Here is a 19,848-nt window from a genome sequence, read left to right as displayed (position 1 = left end):
TTCCGGGGGACGTGGGGTCAGTCGGTGAATGCGTCGACGTATCGCACGCGGTTGAGGCCCCGCAGAGCACGCGCGTAGGCGAGGTCAGGGTCGAGGTGCCGGAGTTCCTCCGCGAGGCAGTCCGCCTGGCTACGGCGGCCGAGGGCGACCAGACCGTAGTGGGTGCCGTCGACCGAGACGGAGAGCGTCTCCGCGTCGCGGACCTCCACGGTGATCGTCGACTGGCTCCGGAACAGCACGACGCGGGTGATCGCGATGCACTCACGGCCTTCGGCGTCGACCGGTACGGCGTCCTGACCGGTTGACTGGCGGACTATGTTGACACCGAACCGGTCGGCGAGCCACCCTGCCGCGAGATCGACGCTGGGGGAGTCCGCTGGTCCGTGGACCTCGGCGTCCAGGACCCCCTCGTGCGGAGGCTGGTCGAGGGTCGACGCGACGACGCCACGCCACTGGGTGATCCGGGACCAGGCCATGTCCGAATCACCAGGCCGGTAGTGGTTCCGACGCCGGTAGATCGAGTCCTCCGGGGGATCGTAGAGCGCATCGGTGATCCGCCGGGCGGCGATCCGGCCGATGGGGTCGGTCGAGGGGTTGACGGGTGCCGTGCCCGGCCACCAGGCGACGATCGGGGTGTCCGGTAGCAGCAGGGGGGTGACCACGGCCTCGACGTGGTCGGCGACCTCGCCGTTGAGCCTCATGACGATGATCTCGGAGGCACCCGCGTCGCCCCCGATCCGGATCTCGGCGTCGACCGTCGATCTGTCCGCCGTCGAGTCGCCGGTCACCATGACCAGAACCCGGGAAGGGTGTTCACGGGAGGCGTCGTTCGTGGCGGCGATGAGTGCCTCGATGTCGTCGTCGGCGTCCGCGACGACGATGAGGGTGAGGACCCGCCCCGTCGTGACCTGTGAACCCCATTCACGGATGGACACGAGTTTGGTGGCGATCGCCCGGGTGTCGGTGTCGGGCATTGTGATGATCATGGGGGCCTTTCAGACTGTGACGGCGTGGGAGCGGTGTGGGAGGGAGGCGGACGTCAGGGTCGGCGCCAGGTACGGCCCTCTCGGGCCAGCATTCTGTCCGCGGACACCGGCCCCCAGGTACCCGCCTCGTATTCTTCGGGCCGGCCACGCTGGGCCCAGTACTGGATGATCGGATCGAGGATCTGCCAGGACAGCTCGACCTCCTCGTTGGTGGGGAAGAGACTCGATTCGTCGAGCAGGGCATCGAGGATGAGGCGTTCGTAGGCCTCGGGTGATTCCTCGGTGAACGCCTCCGAGTAGGAGAAGTCCATGTTCACGTCGCGGACCTCCATGGTGGAGCCCGGGACCTTGGACCCGAACCGCATGAGGACGCCCTCATCCGGCTGGACCCGGATCACGACCGCGTTCTGCCCCAGAGCCGAGGTCATGACGTCACCGAACGGAAGGTGCGGGGCCGGCTTGAAGATCAGGGCGATCTCCGTGACCCTCCGGCCGAGCCGCTTTCCCGTCCGGAGATAGAAGGGAACCCCGGCCCAGCGGCGGGAGTTGATCTCCAGGGTGCACGCGGCGTACGTCTCGGTGTTGGAGTCGTCGGCGAAACCCTCCTCCTCGCGGAGACCGGGGACCCTGGTGGACCCCTGCCAACCCGTCGTGTACTGCCCCCGCGCCGTGGTCTTGGCGAGGGGGTGGACCGGTGCCGTGGCCCGCAGGACCTTGATCTTCTCCGCCTGGAGTTCCGCCGGGGTGAAGCTCACCGGTTCCTCCATCGCCGTCAGTGCGAGGAGCTGCAGGAGGTGGTTCTGGATGACGTCGCGGGCGGCGCCGATACCGTCGTAGTAGCCGGCGCGGCCGCCCAGACCGATGTCCTCCGCCATCGTGATCTGCACGTGGTCGATGTAGTGGCTGTTCCAGAGCGGATCGAACAACTGGTTCGCGAACCGGAGCGCCATGATGTTCTGCACGGTCTCCTTGCCGAGGTAGTGGTCGATCCGGAACACGGAATCCTCCGGGAACACGGCGTTGACGATCCTGTTGAGTTCCCGGGCGGACTCCTGATCGTGGCCGAAGGGCTTCTCGATGATGACCCGCCGCCAGGAGTTGGCCGGGGCCTCGGCCATCCCGGAACGCTTGAGCTGGTGGCAGACATCGGAGAAGTAGTCCGGCGGAACGGAGAGATAGAATCCCCAGTTTCCCGCCGTTCCCCGGGTACGGTCGAGCTCCGCGAGCTTCGCACCGAGACGATCGAAGGCCTCGTCGTCGCGGAAGGTCCCGCTGACGAACTCCATTCCCTCGGCGAGCCGCTCCCACACACTGGCCCGGACCTCGGTCCGGGCGCCGGCGACCACGGCGTCGTGGACGTAGTCCTCGAAGTCCTTCTTCGACCACTCCCGCCGCCCGTAGCCGACGAGAGCGAACCCCGCGGGCAGCAGGCCACGGTTAGCCAGATCGTAGATGGCTGGCAGGAGCTTCTTTCGGGCGAGATCGCCCGTCACCCCGAAGATCACCATCCCGCACGGACCGGCGATACGCGGGAGTCGTTTGTCCTGGCTGTCGCGGAGCGGATTGAACCAGGGTGCGTTGTCGGGGAGGCCGGTCAGGGTATTGCTCACGGTTGTGTCTGCCTGCTTTGTCGGTGGTGGGATCCACCCGCCGGATCGTCGTCACCGGCGGGTGGATGGTGTCGGGAAGGGAACTGTCCGGTCAGAGGCGCTGGCGCATCGAGTCGAGGAGCTCATTCCAGCTCTTCTCGAACTTCTCGACTCCCTCCCGTTCGAGAACGGCGAAGACGTCGTCGAGGTCGATGCCGACCGCCTCGAGGGCGGAGAGTACCTCGCGGGACTCGGCTGCGCGGCCGGTGAGGGTGTCACCGTGGATTCCCCCCTGCTCGAGGGTGGCGTCAATCGTCGGCTCGGGCATGGTGTTCACCGTCTGCGGGCCGGCCAGCTCGGTGACGTAGAGGGTGTCCGGGTAATCAGGGTTCTTCACCCCGGTCGACGCCCACAGCGGGCGCTGGACTGTGGCTCCCTCGGGTAGCGCGGCGTCGGCGAAGGAGGTGCGGAACAGTTCGTAGGCGAGCCGCGCGTTCGCGACGCCTGCCTTGCCGCGCAGTGCGAGGGCGGCGTCGGTCCCGATCTTCTCCAGGCGCCGGTCGACCTCGACGTCGAGGCGGGACACGAAGAAGGACGCGACCGACTGGATCCCGGCGACGTCGTGACCTTTCTCCGCCGCCTCCCGGACACCCGCGATGTAGGCCTCGATGACCTCGCGGTACCGGTCGCACGAGAAGATGAGGGTGACGTTCACGCTGATCCCCTCGCCGAGGGCCCGGGTGATCGCCGGAAGCGAACCGGGGGTCGCCGGAATCTTGATGAGGAGGTTCGGGCGGTCGACCCTGCGCCACAGCTCCCGGGCCTGTTCGATGGTCGCCTCAGCGTCATCCGAGATGCGGGGGTCGACCTCGATGGATACCCGACCGTCGACACCTCCGGTGCGTTCGAAAGTCTCGCGGAAGACGTCACAGGCGCGGCGGACATCGTCGACGGCCATGGCGTAGACCGCCGTATCGGCGTCCGCGCCCTCAGATTTCAGGACGGCGATCTGGTCGTCGTATGCGGTACCCGATGTCATCGCGGTGGCGAAGATCGCGGGGTTCGTGGTCACACCGACGATGGATTTCGTGGTCAGGAGTTCCTCCAGGTTGCCGCTGTCGAGGCGGTCACGGGAGAGATCGTCGAGCCAGGTGGCGGTGCCGATCCCGGCGAGTTCATCGATGTGGGTCATGTGGGCTCCTAGTGCAGGCTTGGGGAAACGGTCGTTCCCTCGTATCCGGAACACGAGGGTAGTCGGCTTTCTGTGCTGGTGCAGCGTCATGGTCCACGCGACACAATGATCCGGGCCACCCGTCGCCCGAGAACGGGGCGGGGTGGCCCGGAGAACGGGACGCGAATCAGGCGTCAGCGCGCGGCGGCGAGGGACTCGCGGGCCGCGGCGACGACCGCGTCGGTCGTGATGCCGAACTCCTCGAACAGCTTCTCGTACGGCGCGGAGGCGCCGAAGTGCTCAAGGGACACCGGGCGTCCCGCGGTACCGAGCCAGCGGTACCAGGGCATCGCGATGCCGGCCTCGACGGAGACACGGGCACTGACGGAGGAGGGGAGGACGGATTCGATGTAGTCGGCGTCCTGCTCCTCGAACCAGTCCATGCACGGGACCGAGACGACGCGGGCGGCGATGCCGTCCTCCTCGAGGGCCGCGGCAGCGGCGACAGCGAGCTGCACCTCGGAGCCGGAACCCATGAGGATCACGTCCGGGGTGGGCTTGGAACCCTCGACCAGGATGTAGGCGCCGCGTGCGACCCCCTCATCGGCCTTCTCCGCGGTCCCCTCGAGCACCGGGACATTCTGGCGGGTGAGTGCGAGGCCCTTCGGGCCCTCGCGGTAGAGCAGGGAGTACTTCCAGGCCGCCGCCGTCTCGTTCGCGTCCGCGGGACGGAGCATCGAGAAGTTGGGGATGGCGCGGAGGCTGGCGAGCTGCTCGACCGGCTGGTGGGTCGGGCCGTCCTCGCCCAGACCGATGGAGTCGTGGGTCCAGACGTAGTAGGCATCGGTCCCCATCAGCGCGGCGAGGCGCACAGCCGGACGCATGTAATCGGAGAAGATCAGGAACGTGCCGCCGTAGGGGCGGGTGCCGCCGTGCAGGGCGATACCGTTCATGATCGAGCCCATCGCGTGCTCGCGGATACCGAAGTGCAGGTTCCGGCCGTACGGGTCCGTGGTCCACGTGTCGGTCGTGATGTGCTCGGGACCGAAGGACGGCGCGCCCTTGATGACGGTGTTGTTGGAGCCCGCGAGGTCGGCGGAACCTCCCCAGAGCTCGGGGAGCGTCGCACCGAGCGCCTGGAGGACGGCCTCGGATGCCTTGCGGGTGGCAACACCCTTGGCGTCCGGCTCCCAGGTCGGCAGGTCATCGGCCCAGCCCTCCGGGAGCTCACGGGCCGCGAGCCGGTCGAACAGTTCCCTGCGCTCCGGGTTGGCCTGCGACCAGGCGTCGAACTTCTCCGTCCACGCGGCGGTCTTCCGGGCGGCACGGTCCGCGAGGGAACGGGTGTGCGCGAGCACCTCGTCGTCGATGTGGAAGGAGACCTCTGTATCGAAGCCGAGCACCTTCTTTGTCGCGGCGACCTCGTCATCACCGAGTGCCGCACCGTGGACCGCTCCGGTGTTCATCATGTTCGGCGCCGGGTAGCCGATGATCGTGCGGACCCGGATGAACGACGGCCGGGAGGTGTCGGCCCTGGCCTCCGCGATCGCGGCCTCGAGCGCGGCGACGTCCTCGCCGGACTCGACCTCGAGGGTCTGCCAACCGTAGGCCGCGTATCGGGCGACCGTGTCCTCGGTGAAGGCGATCTGGGTGTCATCCTCGATCGAGATGCGGTTGTCGTCCCAGAAGACGATGAGGTTTCCGAGTGCCTGGGTACCCGCGAGGGAGCTCGCCTCGCTGGTGACGCCCTCCTCGATGTCGCCGTCAGAGGCGATGCAGTAGATGAAGTGGTCGAAGGGGGATTCTCCGGCGGGAGCCTCAGGATCGAAGAGGCCCCGTTCGCGACGGGCCGCCATCGCCATGCCCACGGCGGAGGCGAGTCCCTGACCGAGCGGACCCGTGGTGATCTCGACGCCGTCGGTGTGCCGGTACTCGGGGTGGCCCGGGGTCTTCGCCCCCCAGGTGCGCAGTGCCTCGAGATCCTTCATCTCCAGGCCGAAGCCACCGAGGAAGAGCTGGATGTACTGGGTCAGCGAGGAGTGCCCGCAGGACAGGACGAAACGGTCGCGGCCGGGCCAGGTCGGCTGAGCGGGATCGACGTCCATCGTGCGCTGGAAGAGTGTGTACGCGAGGGGAGCGAGACTCATCGCGGTCCCGGGGTGTCCGGAGCCGCAGTTCTGCACCGCATCGGCGGCCAGGACTCGGGCCGTGTCAACGGCGCGGGTGTCGAGGTCGGTCCAGTCCTCCGGGTAGTTGCGGCGGGTGGATTCCTTCAGTTCATCAGACAGGGTCACGGTCTGGTTCCTCGTTTCGTTCGGGTGGCCAGATTCTGGCGAGTTCGTCAGCCGCGGGACATGCGTCCCGGGGCGGTCAACGTAACCAGCTTAACGGCTCTCCCGGTATCGTGTGCTGCCGACCCGGCAGCGGGCTGACCGGCCGCTGTACCGCGGTGGGGGTGACGGCCGGGTGACCCGGTACCGGTGGAGGTACGTCGGGGCGCTCCCGGAAGGGGGAGAGAGGTCCCGGCGACTGTGAACTGGGGTCGAGGGCGGTTAAGATCGGCCAGGTGTGTACCCTCTATTTATTGCCGAGGGAACACTGCCACGTCAGTGGTGGGTCCGTCTTTCACGCATTCCTGTTCCGGAATCACGGTGAAGGGATCCGGTTGACCGGTCGTCGCCCCCGATGGCATACCCCTGAAGCCCGAGACCCGCTGACGCTTCGACCCGACATCTGCTGGAGGAATGGTCCTTGGAGACGATAAAGGCGTATCTTGCGCTGACGAAACCAAGAGTCATCGAGCTGCTCCTGGTCGCCACGATTCCCGCGATGCTCCAGGCGGACCGCGGCGAGAACCACGTCGGGTTGATCCTCCTGACCGTGATCGGTGGATGGATGGGCGCCGCTGCCGCGAACACCTTCAACATGGTCGCCGACAGTGACATCGACAAGGTGATGAAACGTACGGAGCGACGTCCACTCGCGAAGATGGTCGTGACCAACCGCAACGCCACCATCTTCGCGTGGACGCTGACCGTGGTCAGTTTCCTCTGGCTGTGGCTGCTGTGCCGGTCGCTCCTCGCCGCGCTGTTCGTCATGGCCACCATCGCGTTCTACATCTTCGTCTACACCAAGTGGCTGAAGCGCCGGACCCCGCAGAATGTCGTCTGGGGTGGCGCGGCGGGCTGCATGCCGGTCGTCGTGGGATGGGCGGTGATCACCGACAATCTACCCGTCGGGGTACCGCCCCAGTGGTGGCAGGCGATCGTGCTGTTCCTCATCATCTTCTTCTGGACGCCGCCGCACACGTGGGCTCTCGCGATGCGGTACAAGGAGGACTACCGGGCCGCGGGCGTGCCGATGATGCCGGTGGTCCGTACCGAGGCACAGGTGACCCTCCAGATCGTGCTGTACACCTGGGCGACCGTCATCACGACGTTCCTGCTCATCCCGGCCGCGGGGTTCATCTACGCGGCCGTGGCGGTTGCGGCGGGCGCGTGGTTCATCATCATGGCCCACCTGCTGCACCGCGCCGTTCTACGTGGAGTGGAGGTGAAACCGCTGAAGCTCTTCATCCTCTCGAACAACTACCTCGCGGCGGTCTTCGTCGCGCTGTCGCTCGACGCCTTCTTCGGGCTCGAGACGGTCGGGCAGATGCTCGGGATCTCCACCACCGTCTTCTGAGCGCACGACACGGGTGCCCTGACCGGTCAGGTCAGGGCACTTCGTCATGAGACCTCGAGGACGATTGAGCCGGTGGTGGCCCTGGACTCGAGTTCACGGTGCGCCACCGCCGCGTCCTCGAGCCGGTGGACCGATCCGACACGGACATTCAGTCGGCCCTCGACGATCGCCTGCGTCACGGCCTGGGCCCGCATGACGAACTCTCCCTCCCGGGCGGTCCACGCGCCGATGGAGGGTCGTGTGAGGAAGATCGATCCGTGGGTGTTCAGCAGCTGCGGATCGACGGGATCGACGGGCCCGGAGGCGGCCCCGAACAGGCACACGGTGCCCCGTGGACGCACCGCCCGCAGGGACTGGTCGAAGGTGGCTCTGCCGACTCCGTCATAGACCACGTCGACACCGTTCCCGCCGTTTGCACGTCGCACCTGGTCGGCGAGGCGATCGGAGTAGCGGAACACCTCGGCGGCACCGGCGCGGCGGGCGAGCTCCTCCTTCTCATCGGTCGACACCACCGAGTACACGGTCGCGCCACGGGCTGCCGCCATCTGCGTGGCGAGCAGCCCGACCCCACCGGCACCCGCCGTCAGTAGACAGGTGTCGCCGTCGCGCAGGGAATAGACGCCGTCGGTGAGATAGTGCGCGGTGATCCCCTGGAGGAGCATTGACGCGGCGGTGTGGGGATCGATTCCGCGGGGTACGGCGACGAGGCGGTCCCGGGGGACGACGGCGTACTCCGCGTAGGAACCGAAGGCGTCACACCAGGCGACGAGGGTTCCCTCGGCGATTTCGCCTCGGGGATCCTCGACGACCCGGCCCGTTCCCTCGAGTCCCGGTATGAACGGGAGCTCGGCGTTGTAGACGCCCTCGCGGTAGTACGTGTCGATGTAGTTGACCCCGGCGACGTCGACGGCCACCTGAACCTGGTCCTCGTTGGGCGTGGGGCGGGGGACATCGGCGGGTTCCAGTACCTCAGGCCCGCCGTGACTGGATATCCGGATTGCTCGCATAGGTCAATCCTAACGTGAGCGACCGCCCCACCGCCCGTGATCAGGTTGCGCTGGCCGCGGCATCCCGTCCCGAGATGCGCTCGCGGCGGAGGCGGTCTCCGTCCCGGGAACCGGTGGTTCCCCTCTCTCCTCCCACCCTGTCGCGTCCGTGGGCGAAGAGCACTCCGGTGAACGCCACGACGGTTCCGGAGAGCGCGACGTGGACCGGGACCGTCCACCGGGGGACACCGAAGTTGAACTGGATGATGCCGATCGCCGCCTGCAGGATGATGAACCCGATGAGGATCCACCCGATACGGCGGGCCCGGAGCGCCGCTCCGACGGTGACGAGGGCGATGACGAGCCCCACGGTCAACCCGAGGTACAGGTACATGAAGTGGGCGTGGATGTTGGCGATCCTGGCGAGGTCGATGTCCAACCGGCCCTCCATACCGACCCCGGAGTCGCCGGAGTGCACGCCGGCGCCGGTCACCATCGTCCCCGTTCCGAGAACGACCGCCAGGGTCGCCGCGGACAGGACCGCGAGGAGTCGCAGCGGCCGCGGATAGGTTTCGGTGGGGGTACCGTCATCGGGCTCGGCGATCCGGACCCACAGGATCGCCGCGAGCCAGACGAGGAGCATCGAGGGAAGGAAGTGCATGGCCACCGACCACCACCGGAGCTCAAGATGAACGGAGATTCCGCCGAGGATCGCCTGGATGATCACGCCGAGACCCTGGATGAAGGCCTGTATGACGACCTCGCGGCGGCGGGCGGCTCGGACGACCGCGATGAACACGAGCAGGGCCGCTGCGGCGACCACGAAGGTCAGAAGGCGGTTGCCCCACTCGATCGCCTGATGTATCCACGGGGCCGCACCGGCCACGGGAACGAGCGATCCGGGCTGGCAGTTGGGCCAGGTGACGCACCCGAGGCCGGAACCGGTGACCCGGACGACTGAGCCCGTCACGGTGATCCCCGCCTGACAGACGAGGAGGATCATCGCCAACCGGCGTTGGATCCGGACCTCGGGACCGTCGATGAGGGAGCGGATCCACTGGAGGGGGTGGGTGAACAGGGAAGGTGCTGGGCTGGTTCTCACGCCCCTGATCCTATCGTGCGTCTGTGACGGTCCAGGGATGGCACCCACGGGTCAGGCGGTGAACTTGAACACCTTGACCGTCACCGCTCCGGCGACGGCGGCCCAGACGACGAGCACGAGCAGTTCGACGGCCGGAAAACCACCGGCCAGGGCATCTGTCAGACCCCGTGTCAGAGCCACGGAGGGGATGACGACGGTCCAGTCGGCCCAGTCGCCGATGCTTCCCGCCCGGATCTGGACGTAGGAGGCCATTCCGATGAGCAGGAACCAGACCAGGTTCGCCAGCGCGAGGACGATCTCGGAGCTGAGGGTTCCGCCCATGAGGAGTCCGAGTGCGGTGAACGTCGCGACCCCGACCACCAGGGTGAGAACGGCCACCGGCAGCGCGGCCGCATCCGGGCGCCAACCCAGGACGAGTGCGGTGCCGCAGAGCAGGATCGTCTGCACCGATGACACGGCGAGTACCCCGAGGACCTTGCCCGCGATGATCACCCACCGGGGTACGCCCGAGGCGCCGATCCGTTTCAGGGCACCGTACCTGCGGTCGAATGCGACGGCGATGGCCTGTCCGGTGAATCCGGCGGACACCGCCGAGATCGCGAGTGTGAGCGGGAGCACGAGCACCACCGGGTTCGCGATGTCGAGAAGCGGCATCAGTGACAGGGCGATGAGTGAACCGAGGGGGATCACGAGACTGAGCAACTGCTGCTCACTGTGGCGGAGGAAGAGCCGTGCCTCGATCAGAGCCTGCGCGAGGAGCATGTGCACGGCACCGGCCTGCTGCGGATCGGGGGAGAAGGTCCCTGGTGTGAAGCGGGGTTCGCCACCGGTACGGGTGTCGGGTTGCTCTGGTATCACTGTCAACTCCTCATTTCGCGCCCGGTGATGTCGAGGAAGACGTCCTCGAGGCTCCTGTGGTCGATCCCCAGTCCGCGGATGAGCACGTCCTGTTCCGCCGCCGCCACGGCGATGGCGGCGACGAGGTCCGGTGTCGGTCGGGCCTGGATCCGGTAGGACAGCGGGCGCGTCGCGGTGAGGGTCGCGCCCTCCTCGTGCCCGGAGGAGATCAGCGAGGTACGGAACAGGTCAGGATCGAGTTGTGCGGACGTGTCGACCCGGATCTGTGCCGCCCCGCCGCCGGTCAGTGCGGTGAGCTCCGCCGGACTTCCCTCGGCGACCTTGACGCCGCGGTCGATGATCACGACGCGGTCGGCGAGGGCCTCCGCCTCGTCCATCAGGTGGGTCGTGAGGACGACCGTCACGCCGTCGCGGCGAAGGGAGTTGACGAGTTCCCAGACGGCGAGCCTGGACTGGGTGTCCATCCCCGCGGTCGGTTCATCCAGGAAGACGAGTTCCGGTCGGCCGACGAGGGCACAGGCCAGGGAGAGGCGCTGCTGCTGCCCCCCGGACAACCGGCGGTACGACGTCCGGGCGTGTCGGGTGAGGCCGACGAGGTCGAGGAGCCAGTCGGGGTCGAGGGGGCGGGCGCTGTAGGAGGCGGTCAGCTCGAGCATCTCCCGCACCCGGATGCCCGGGTACGCACCCCCTCCCTGGAGCATCACGCCGATCCTGCGCCGTACGGCATCCGCTTCGAGGGCGGGGTCGAGACCGAGGACCCGGACGTGTCCGGACGCGGGTTCGGTGAATCCCTCACACATCTCGATTGTCGTCGTCTTACCCGCGCCGTTGGGGCCGAGCAGCGCGAAGACGGTTCCGGGTTCGACCCGGAGGTCCAGATGATCGACGGCACGGACGTCGCCGAAGATCCGCGTCAGTCCGCGGATCTCCAACGCGGGGGCTGCAGTCGTGTCGCGCGCCCGTCGTCGCACATCATCTGTCCCAGTCACGACGGCCAGTCTAGGACACGTGGGTGCCAACGTCGCACAGCCCACCACAGCAGAGCCGTCACGGCGACCGTGGAGAGCACCGTGGACAGGTAGATACCGGCCACCGTTCCGGGTGGGAGGGGCAGTCCGCGGGGTAGGACGAAGAAACTGACCACCGCCGAGTAGACGGTGGCGGACACCCGGAACAGTGGACGGTTCGCCCAGGCCGCGAGGGGCAGGATCGCCCACAGCATGTACCAGGGCTGGACGACGGGGAAGAGGAGAACCAGGACGAACGTCGAGATCCCCAGGCCACCCACCGCGTGGATCGTGCCCCGGTAGACCGCGATGAGCATCCGGAGCATGAAGACACCGGCGACGGTGACCCCGACGGCGCGGGTGACCGACAGCATGGCCGTGGTCTGGTCACCGAGTCCGGCGAGCATACCGGTACCCCCGGCGATGACGCCGAGGGCGGTTGTCGCGGACATCCAGGACCGGACCGCGACCGCACCACCCTGGCCGGTCACCCACCCGAGGCCAATTCCGGTCACGGCGCTGAGTGCGACGACCGAGCCGACCATCACCCCGGCCTGGAACAGACCCGCGGAGACGACGGCGACCAGCGGGTGCACCCCCCTCGAGCGGAGGGAGCGGGCCAGCGCCATCCCGGTGAACCCGAGCGCGATGAATCCCGTGATCTTGACCATCCCGGCGCCGGCGATGAGCACCCCGGACACGGCGAACAGACTCCATCCCGTCCACCGGTCCCGCCGGGACACCGCCGCGACGCGGTCCACCCCCCGGAGACCGGTCTCCATGCCGACGAGCAGCAGGCCGAGCAGAACCGACTCGTTGTGGATGCCGCCGACGAGATGGAGGAGGGTCAGCGGATTGAGCATCCCGAGCCAGAGGGCTGCCTGCACGCTCACGCCGCACCGGGACGCGAGGCGACTCAGGGCCCAGCCGGAGGCGGCGATCCCCAGGACCGCCACCAGACGGTGGAGATAGACGCCGACGAAAACGGATTCTCCGGCGATGTGGTAGATGACGGCGGAGATGCCGCTGGCTACGGGGCCGTAGGGTGAGGGGGAGTGGGACCAGATCAGCGGTACGGAACGGGCGAGCGGGTTGCCGGAACCGAGGAGGTCGACCGGGCCGGCGCTGTAGGGGTCGAGTCCTCTCGCGGTGATTGCCCCCTGCGCCAGATAGGAGTAGATGTCCTGGGTGAACATCGGTGCGCTCAGCGCTATGGGCGTCATCCACACCGCGAAGGTCCGGTACAGCTGTCCCGCGCTGACCCGGAACAGCCGGGTACGTTCACCGAGGATGCTCGCGCCCACGTACGGGGCCATCAGCACCCACGCGATGACGATGAGAGCGACCCCGGTCAGTGCGACGGTGGACGATGTCTGCAGCATGCGTTGCATGAGCGAACCACCGGGAAAGGACCGGTAGACGTTCGCGGTGACCGGGAGCGCTCCGGCACCGAGTGCGCCGAAGCTCAGCATCAGTGCACCCACCGTCCCCATCCAGCGGAGCAGCGCGAACCGGACCGGGAGCACGGATGTTCCGGGGTACGCGCGGGATTCCTCGACACCTCCGGTCCGGTGAAGGGACGCGGACCGGGAGCCGGCGGACCCGAGCCTGGGGAGTTCCCCGGTGAGTGCGCGGAGGATCACCGTTCGGCGGGAGGGGACTTCTGACACACCGGCATTCTAACCGTGGGGCGTCGCGGGTGGCGCCCCGTACGGTTCGTGCGGAAGACGTCGCCGGAGGGGCGGGGGTGTCAGTGAGTGGTCACCGTCACCCCCGTCGTCGGTGTCCCGTGGTCGGGTGATGATGGGGCACCGGCGTATTGAACGGTGGTCAACCGGTGGGCCGGCGTCCCCCGCCCGCATTGGCCGTCACCGGTCCGTGCCAGCGGGTCCGCCGGGTATCTTCACCGGTTGGACAACGGGAATGAATTACGGAACACTTGTGTTGTCTAATGATGACCGGTGGGTCGGACCCGCCGTAGACAGACGTATCCCGGCTGTCCGTTCCCCGCTTTCCCCGGCACCGGTGGAGGAGGGGCGGCATCCCGGGAACCACCCGGATTGAACAACGGACGAGAGAGCAGGAGGTGACAACGGTGACGACAGCACGACAGGATCAGGCCGAGTCCCGGCCCACCTGCTCCCCGGCGGATTCGTTCCGTCCCCAGGACGGAGACACCCGCCGTGCGATTCTCCGGACGCTGCTCGAGCGGGCCCCGGTGAGCGCCTCGGACATCGGTGCCCATCTCGGGTTCTCGGCGGCGGGTGTGCGTCGGCATCTGGACATTCTGGTCGACGATGAACTGGTCGAGGTTACCCGCCCCGTCGGTCGTGGCCGCGGACGTGGGCGCCCGGCGAAGGCCTTCCGCCTCACCGACCGGGGCCGCGCGACGTTCGGCCACGACTACGACTCCCTCGCCGCTTCCGCTCTGCAGGCTCTGCGGGAGACGGGCGGCGAGGAAGCCGTCCGGGCGTTCGCCCGGAGGCGCATCTCGACGATCGTCGACGGGATAGCACCCGCCGACGACGAGGAGTCCGTCCCCGCGACAGCCCGCGCGGTTGCGGACGCATTCTCCGCTCACGGCTACGCCGCCACGGTGCACCATGCCGGCGGAGGCGTGCAGATCTGCCAGCACCACTGTCCGATCTCCCAGGTCGCCTCGGAGTTCCCCGAACTCTGTGAGGCGGAGCATGAGGCGATCGCCAGGTTGCTCGGGAATCACGTGCAACCCCTGGCGTCCATCGCCGAGGGACACGGCATCTGCACGACCAACGTTCCGGCCGGGCAGCTCACATTGACCCCCATACCCCACACTCCTGATGAAAGGAGAGGCTAAATGACCCAGGCCCAGGAAAAGCCGGTTGTCGACGCCCCCCGCACCGATGAGGAGATCATCGACTCAATCGGCGCGTACAACTACGGTTGGCACGACACGGACGTCGCAGGCGCGGCCGCGAAGCGCGGTCTCAGCGCCGAGGTCGTCGCGGACATCTCCGGCAAGAAGAACGAGCCCGAATGGATGCTGAAGAACCGGCAGAAGGCACTCGACATCTTCGAGCGTAAGCCGATGCCGACCTGGGGAGCCGACCTCTCCGGAATCGACTTCGACAACATCAAGTACTTCGTGCGTTCCACGGAGAAGCAGGCCACCACGTGGGACGAGCTTCCCGCGGACATCAAGGACACCTACGACAAGCTGGGTATTCCCGAGGCGGAGAAGCAGCGCCTCGTCGCCGGCGTCGCCGCCCAGTACGAGTCCGAGGTCGTCTACCACCAGATCCGCGAGGACCTGGAGGCGCAGGGCGTCATCTTCCTCGACACCGACACCGCCCTCCGCGAGCACGAGGACCTGTTCCGCGAGTACTTCGGCACCGTCATCCCCGCGGGCGACAACAAGTTCGCGGCCCTGAATACCGCCGTCTGGTCCGGTGGGTCGTTCATCTACGTCCCGAAGGGCGTCCACGTCGACATCCCCCTTCAGGCATACTTCCGCATCAACACCGAGAACATGGGTCAGTTCGAGCGGACGCTCATCATCGTCGACGAGGACGCCTACGTCCACTACGTCGAGGGCTGCACCGCGCCGATCTACAAGTCCGATTCCCTTCACTCCGCGGTCGTCGAGATCATCGTGAAGAAGGGGGGCCGCTGCCGCTACACGACGATCCAGAACTGGTCGAACAACGTCTACAACCTCGTCACCAAGCGCACCAAGTGCGAAGAGGGCGCCACGATGGAGTGGGTCGACGGCAACATCGGCTCGAAGGTCACGATGAAGTACCCGGCCGTGTGGATGACCGGTCCCCACGCCAAGGGCGAGGTGCTCTCCGTGGCCTTCGCCGGCGAGGGACAGTTCCAGGACACCGGCGCGAAGATGGTTCACATGGCGCCGCACACGTCCTCCAACATCGTGAGCAAGTCCGTCGCCAGGTCGGGCGGCCGCGCGGCCTACCGGGGTCTCGTCCAGATCAACGCCAACGCGCACCACTCGACCTCCAACGTCGAGTGTGACGCGCTTCTGGTGGACAACATCTCGAGGTCGGACACCTACCCGTACAACGACATCCGGAACGACCACGTCTCCCTCGGACACGAGGCCACCGTCTCGCAGGTCTCCGAGGACCAGCTCTTCTACCTGATGAGCCGCGGCGTCGCCGAAGACGAGGCCATGGCGATGATCGTCCGCGGCTTCGTCGAGCCGATCGCGAAGGAACTACCGATGGAGTACGCGCTCGAACTCAACCGCCTGATTGAACTGCAGATGGAAGGATCGGTGGGTTAATCCCGATGACCGAGACAACAGTGGAACGTGTCAAGAACGCCACCTACCACGACACCAAGGGTGACCTTTTCACCTCCTTCAACGTCGATGACTTCGACGTCCCCCGGGGCCGGGACGAGGTCTGGCGCTTCACCCCTCTGCGTCGCCTGAGGGGCCTGCACGACGGCACCTTCCCCGAGGCGACCACCCCGGACGTCTCCGTCGACGTCCCGGAGTCCGCATCGGGTGTCACTGTCGAGAAGGTGTCCCGCGACGACGAACGCATCGGTACCGCCGGTGCGCCCGTCGACCGCGTCGGTGCCCAGGCGTGGACCGCGATGGAGGAGGCCACCCTCGTCACCTTCGCCAGGAATTCCTCGAACACCGATCCGGTCACCGTCACGGTCACCGGCAGGGGCGCCGACGTCACCTCGTTCACCGACGTCAGCATTGTCGTGGAGGACGGCGCCGAGGCCGTCGTCAACATCCGGTACACCGGTGACGGCACGCACGCCGACAACCACGAGTACATCGTGGGCGACAACGCCCGGCTGACCGTCGTCGTCCACGTCGACTGGGACGACACGGCGGTCCATCTCGGTAACCAGCGGGCGAAGCTCGGCCGGGACGCGGTGCTCCGCCACAACGTCGCCTGCTTCGGCGGCGGCGTCGTACGACTCATCCCGAGCGTGAAGTTCACCGCCCCCGGCGGTGACGCCGAGCTCCTCGGTGTCTATTTCGCCGATGACGGCCAGTTCTTCGAGCAGCGTCTGCTCGTCGACCACGCCGAGCCGAACTGCCGCTCCAACGTGCTGTACAAGGGTGCGCTCCAGGCGGATCCGTCCTCGGATCTTCCGGACGCCCGCACCGCATGGGTCGGCGATGTCCTGATCCGCGCCAATGCGCAGGGGACCGACACCTACGAGACGAACCGGAACCTGGTCCTCACGGAGGGGGCCCGGGCTGATGCGGTACCGAACCTCGAGATCGAGACCGGTGAGATCGTCGGAGCGGGTCACGCGGCCACGGTCGGCCGTTTCGACGACGACCAGCTCTTCTACCTCCTCTCCCGCGGCATCGACCCGAACCAGGCGCGCCGACTGATCGTGCGTGGCTTCTTCTCCGAGGTCATCGGCCGGATTCCCGTCAAGGCCGTCCGCGATCAGCTCGAGGAGCAGATCGCCGAAGAGCTCGAGGGAACGCGCCTCTGAGAACGTCCCCGTGCGCCCGGCACGCCGCGGCCCACGGCCCCTCCGCAGAACTACACCTCACAGCCCAAGAAAGAACCCACAATGAGCACTCTTGAAATCAAGAACCTCACGGCACAGGTTGCCGCCCCCGACGAGCACAGCGAACCCAAGCAGATCCTCAAGGGCGTCAATCTGACGATCCGTTCCGGTGAGACCCACGCCATCATGGGCCCCAACGGGTCCGGAAAATCCACTCTGTCCTACACCATCGCGGGCCACCCGAAGTACGAGGTCACCGGCGGCGAGGTGCTCCTCGACGGCGAGAACCTCCTCGACATGGACGTCGACGAGCGCGCCCGCGCCGGCCTCTTCCTGGCCATGCAGTACCCCGTCGAGGTTCCCGGCGTCTCCATGGCGAACTTCCTGCGCACCGCGGCCACCGCGGTCCGGGGCGAAGCCCCGAAGCTCCGCGACTGGATCAAGGAGGTCCGCGAAGCCCAGGAGGAACTCTCCATCGACCGCGCGTTCTCCGAGCGCAGCGTGAACGAGGGATTCTCCGGCGGTGAGAAGAAGCGCCACGAGATCCTGCAGCTCGGACTCCTCCGACCCAAGTTTGCCATCCTCGACGAGACCGACTCCGGCCTCGACGTCGACGCGCTGCGCGTCGTCAGTGAGGGCATCAACCGCTACCGCGACCGCAATGATGGTGGCGTGCTGCTGATCACGCACTACAAGCGGATCCTCAACTACGTCAAGCCCGACCACGTTCACGTGTTCGCCGACGGTCGGATCGTCACCTCGGGTGGCCCGGAACTGGCCGATGAACTCGAGGCCAACGGCTACGACCGCTTCCTCTGATGGCCGGAGGATTCCGGATGTACCGAAATCCCGACGGCAGCCTGGATGTCTCGGCGGTCCGCGCCGAGTTTCCGATCCTGCAGCGGACGGGACGTGACGGATCGACCGTCGCCTACCTCGACTCCGGCGCAACCTCGCAGCGTCCGGAGCGGGTCTGGCGGGCGGAGGAGCGGTTCGTGCTCGCTACGAACGCACCGGTCCACCGCGGAGCGTACCTCCTCGCCGAGGAGGCCACCGACGCCTACGAGTCGGCCCGCGAACGTATCGCCACGTTCGTCGGAGCCGATGAACCCGAGATCGTGTTCACCAAGAACGCCACCGAGGCACTCAACCTCGTGGCCCACGTCCTCGGTGACGACCGTTCCGGTGAGTACCGGGTCGGGGCCGGCGACACGGTCGTCGTCACGGAGCTCGAGCACCACGCCAACCTCGTTCCCTGGCAGGAACTCTGCCGTCGGACCGGCGCGACGCTGAAGTGGTACGGAATGACCACCGAGGGCCGCATCGACCTCGATTCTCTCGAACTCGACGATCAGGTCAAGGTCGTGGCCTTCACCCACCAGTCCAATGTGACGGGCGCGGTGTCGGACGTCGCCGAGATCGTCCGGCGTGCCCGCTCGGTCGGCGCCGTCACGGTGCTGGACGCGTGCCAGTCGGTGCCCCACCAGGCGGTGGACTTCCACGCGATGGGAATCGACTTCGCCGCCTTCTCGGGGCACAAGATGTGCGGCCCCAGCGGGGTCGGGGTCCTCTACGGTCGTTCGGATGTTCTCGGGACCCTCCCGCCCTTCCTCACCGGTGGTTCGATGATCGAGAAGGTCACCATGGAGGGATCGACCTATACCGCGCCACCGCAGCGGTTCGAGGCCGGCACCCAGATGAACAGCCAGGTTGTCGGTCTCGGGGCGGCGGTCGACTTCCTCACCGAGGTCGGGATGGACGCCATCGCGGCCCACGAGAGGAAGCTGACGGCCCACGCGTTGGATGCCCTGACCGGTATCGAGGGAGTCCGGATCATCGGACCGACCACGACGGATGACCGCGGAGGTGCCGTCAGCTTCACCGTCGACGGGATCCATCCGCACGATCTCGGACAGGTCCTCGACGACGGTTCCGTCGCGATCAGGGTCGGACACCACTGTGCGTGGCCGGTCCACCGTGCCTCCGGGGTGCAGGCGACCGCGCGCGCCTCGTTCTACATGTACAACACGCCCGACGAGGTCGACCGGCTCGCCGCCGGAGTTCTCCGGGCCCGAGAGTTCTTCGGGGTTAACTGATGCGACTTGAACAGATGTACCAGGAGGTCATCCTGGACCACTACCGCCATCCACAACACAAGGGACTCCGGGACCCGTTCGACTCGGAGGTGCACCACGTCAACACCTCCTGCGGGGACGAACTCACCCTGCGGGTCCACCTCTCTGAGGACGGATCGACCGTCGAGGATGTTTCCTATGACGCGGTCGGATGTTCCATCAGCCAGGCCTCCACATCCGTGATGGCCGAGGAGATCGTCGGTGCGAGTGTGGAGGACGCGATGAAGAGCGTCTCCGCGTTCGAGACGATGATCACCTCCCGCGGCACCGAGGAGGGGGACGCCGACCTGATCGGCGACGGCATCGCGTTCGCCGGTGTCTCGAAGTATCCCGCCCGCGTCAAATGCGCCCTGCTCGGATGGAAGGCGTTCCAGGCCGCGACCGCTCAAGCACTCAAGGAGAAGAAATGACCGACCAGACAGAGAACCGGGACGCGACCGCGTCCGACGGTGGCGATCTGCCCCCGGACCGCTCCGGCGAGAAGATCGAGCGGGTCCGCCCCGAGCAGTCCGAGGACGATCTCGCCAAGGCGAGTGATGTCGAGGAGTACATGCGCGACGTGATCGACCCCGAGCTGGGCATCAACGTCGTCGACCTCGGTCTGGTGTACGACATCTGGATCGAGAACGGCGATGAGGCGGTCGTCCAGATGACCCTGACCTCCCCGGCGTGCCCGTTGACGGACATCCTGGAGGAACAGGCGGAGACCGCAGTCGTAGGGTCGGGGACCGCCAGCAAGCTCGATCTGGAATGGGTCTGGCGCCCACCGTGGGGACCGCACATGATCACCGAGGACGGACGCGAGCAGCTTCGCGCGCTCGGCTTCTCCGTCTGACCTGC

Annotated in this window: 17 protein-coding genes; 8 read left to right on the top strand and 9 right to left on the bottom strand. The window is 67.2% G+C overall.

All coding sequences use genetic code 11. The annotated features are described in order from the left end of the window. Nucleotides 1–17: 17 nt before the first annotated feature. From JIM95_RS00805 to tkt, 4 genes are all read right to left on the bottom strand, one after another. Nucleotides 18–986 (bottom strand): glucose-6-phosphate dehydrogenase assembly protein OpcA, encoded by a 969-nt coding sequence (locus JIM95_RS00805; RefSeq protein ID WP_200257603.1) that lies wholly within the window; start codon nucleotides 984–986, stop codon nucleotides 18–20. Between the two features lie 53 nt (nucleotides 987–1,039). Beyond that, on the bottom strand, nucleotides 1,040–2,596 hold the full coding sequence (gene zwf, locus JIM95_RS00800; RefSeq protein WP_248112867.1) for a glucose-6-phosphate dehydrogenase: 1,557 nt from the start codon (nucleotides 2,594–2,596) through the stop codon (nucleotides 1,040–1,042). A 91-nt stretch (nucleotides 2,597–2,687) separates the two neighbouring features. After that, entirely contained in the window at nucleotides 2,688–3,767 is a 1,080-nt protein-coding gene (gene tal / locus JIM95_RS00795) for a transaldolase (RefSeq protein ID WP_200257602.1), read from the bottom strand. A gap of 173 nt (nucleotides 3,768–3,940) precedes the next feature. Then, nucleotides 3,941–6,040, bottom strand: coding sequence for a transketolase (gene tkt, locus JIM95_RS00790; RefSeq protein ID WP_200257601.1), 2,100 nt, complete (start codon nucleotides 6,038–6,040; stop codon nucleotides 3,941–3,943). Nucleotides 6,041–6,497: 457 nt separating this feature from the next. Here tkt and JIM95_RS00785 point away from each other — a divergent pair, with 457 nt between their 5' ends. Further along, nucleotides 6,498–7,430, top strand: coding sequence for a heme o synthase (locus tag JIM95_RS00785; protein WP_200257600.1), 933 nt, complete (start codon nucleotides 6,498–6,500; stop codon nucleotides 7,428–7,430). A gap of 44 nt (nucleotides 7,431–7,474) precedes the next feature. Here the strand turns inward: JIM95_RS00785 and JIM95_RS00780 are convergent, their stop codons facing one another. From JIM95_RS00780 to mptB, 5 genes are all read right to left on the bottom strand, one after another. Then, a complete protein-coding gene (locus tag JIM95_RS00780; RefSeq protein ID WP_200257599.1) occupies nucleotides 7,475–8,437 on the bottom strand; it encodes a quinone oxidoreductase family protein in 963 nt (320 codons plus the stop codon). A gap of 40 nt (nucleotides 8,438–8,477) precedes the next feature. Beyond that, nucleotides 8,478–9,419: a COX15/CtaA family protein gene (locus JIM95_RS00775; protein WP_200257782.1), complete on the bottom strand. Its 942-nt coding sequence runs from the start codon at nucleotides 9,417–9,419 to the stop codon at nucleotides 8,478–8,480. Nucleotides 9,420–9,569: 150 nt separating this feature from the next. After that, nucleotides 9,570–10,373 (bottom strand): ABC transporter permease, encoded by an 804-nt coding sequence (locus JIM95_RS00770; protein WP_410170742.1) that lies wholly within the window; start codon nucleotides 10,371–10,373, stop codon nucleotides 9,570–9,572. 5 nt (nucleotides 10,374–10,378) lie between these two features. Continuing rightward, entirely contained in the window at nucleotides 10,379–11,365 is a 987-nt protein-coding gene (locus JIM95_RS00765; protein WP_248702925.1) for an ABC transporter ATP-binding protein, read from the bottom strand. Then, nucleotides 11,362–13,053: a polyprenol phosphomannose-dependent alpha 1,6 mannosyltransferase MptB gene (mptB, locus tag JIM95_RS00760; protein WP_200257597.1), complete on the bottom strand. Its 1,692-nt coding sequence runs from the start codon at nucleotides 13,051–13,053 to the stop codon at nucleotides 11,362–11,364. Before mptB ends, JIM95_RS00765 begins: the two co-directional genes overlap by 4 nt. A gap of 389 nt (nucleotides 13,054–13,442) precedes the next feature. Here mptB and JIM95_RS00755 point away from each other — a divergent pair, with 389 nt between their 5' ends. The 7 genes from JIM95_RS00755 to JIM95_RS00725 all read left to right on the top strand — a co-directional run bounded on the left by JIM95_RS00755 (nucleotide 13,443) and on the right by JIM95_RS00725 (nucleotide 19,843). Further along, a complete protein-coding gene (locus JIM95_RS00755) occupies nucleotides 13,443–14,219 on the top strand; it encodes a helix-turn-helix transcriptional regulator (RefSeq protein ID WP_410170743.1) in 777 nt (258 codons plus the stop codon). Further along, nucleotides 14,220–15,665: a Fe-S cluster assembly protein SufB gene (gene sufB, locus JIM95_RS00750; RefSeq protein ID WP_200257588.1), complete on the top strand. Its 1,446-nt coding sequence runs from the start codon at nucleotides 14,220–14,222 to the stop codon at nucleotides 15,663–15,665. 5 nt (nucleotides 15,666–15,670) lie between these two features. Further along, nucleotides 15,671–16,855 (top strand): Fe-S cluster assembly protein SufD, encoded by a 1,185-nt coding sequence (sufD, locus tag JIM95_RS00745; RefSeq protein ID WP_200257586.1) that lies wholly within the window; start codon nucleotides 15,671–15,673, stop codon nucleotides 16,853–16,855. Nucleotides 16,856–16,936: 81 nt separating this feature from the next. Then, entirely contained in the window at nucleotides 16,937–17,692 is a 756-nt protein-coding gene (sufC, locus tag JIM95_RS00740; RefSeq protein WP_200257585.1) for a Fe-S cluster assembly ATPase SufC, read from the top strand. 17 nt (nucleotides 17,693–17,709) lie between these two features. Then, the gene (locus JIM95_RS00735; RefSeq protein ID WP_200257583.1) at nucleotides 17,710–18,969 is read left to right on the top strand and encodes a SufS family cysteine desulfurase; all 1,260 of its coding nucleotides are present in this window, start codon (nucleotides 17,710–17,712) and stop codon (nucleotides 18,967–18,969) included. Beyond that, complete coding sequence (gene sufU, locus JIM95_RS00730) at nucleotides 18,969–19,418, top strand: Fe-S cluster assembly sulfur transfer protein SufU (RefSeq protein ID WP_200257581.1); 450 nt, start codon at nucleotides 18,969–18,971, stop codon at nucleotides 19,416–19,418. Before JIM95_RS00735 ends, sufU begins: the two co-directional genes overlap by 1 nt. Beyond that, a complete protein-coding gene (locus JIM95_RS00725; RefSeq protein WP_200257579.1) occupies nucleotides 19,415–19,843 on the top strand; it encodes a metal-sulfur cluster assembly factor in 429 nt (142 codons plus the stop codon). The genes sufU and JIM95_RS00725 overlap by 4 nt, the downstream gene beginning before the upstream one ends. The last annotated feature ends 5 nt before the right edge of the window (nucleotides 19,844–19,848 follow it).

Origin of the sequence: Corynebacterium antarcticum (assembly GCF_016595285.2) — a bacterium.
GTDB lineage: Bacteria > Actinomycetota > Actinomycetes > Mycobacteriales > Mycobacteriaceae > Corynebacterium > Corynebacterium antarcticum.
Note: the sequence above shows the minus strand (reverse complement) of the source record. Positions and strands in the feature narration are given on the sequence as shown.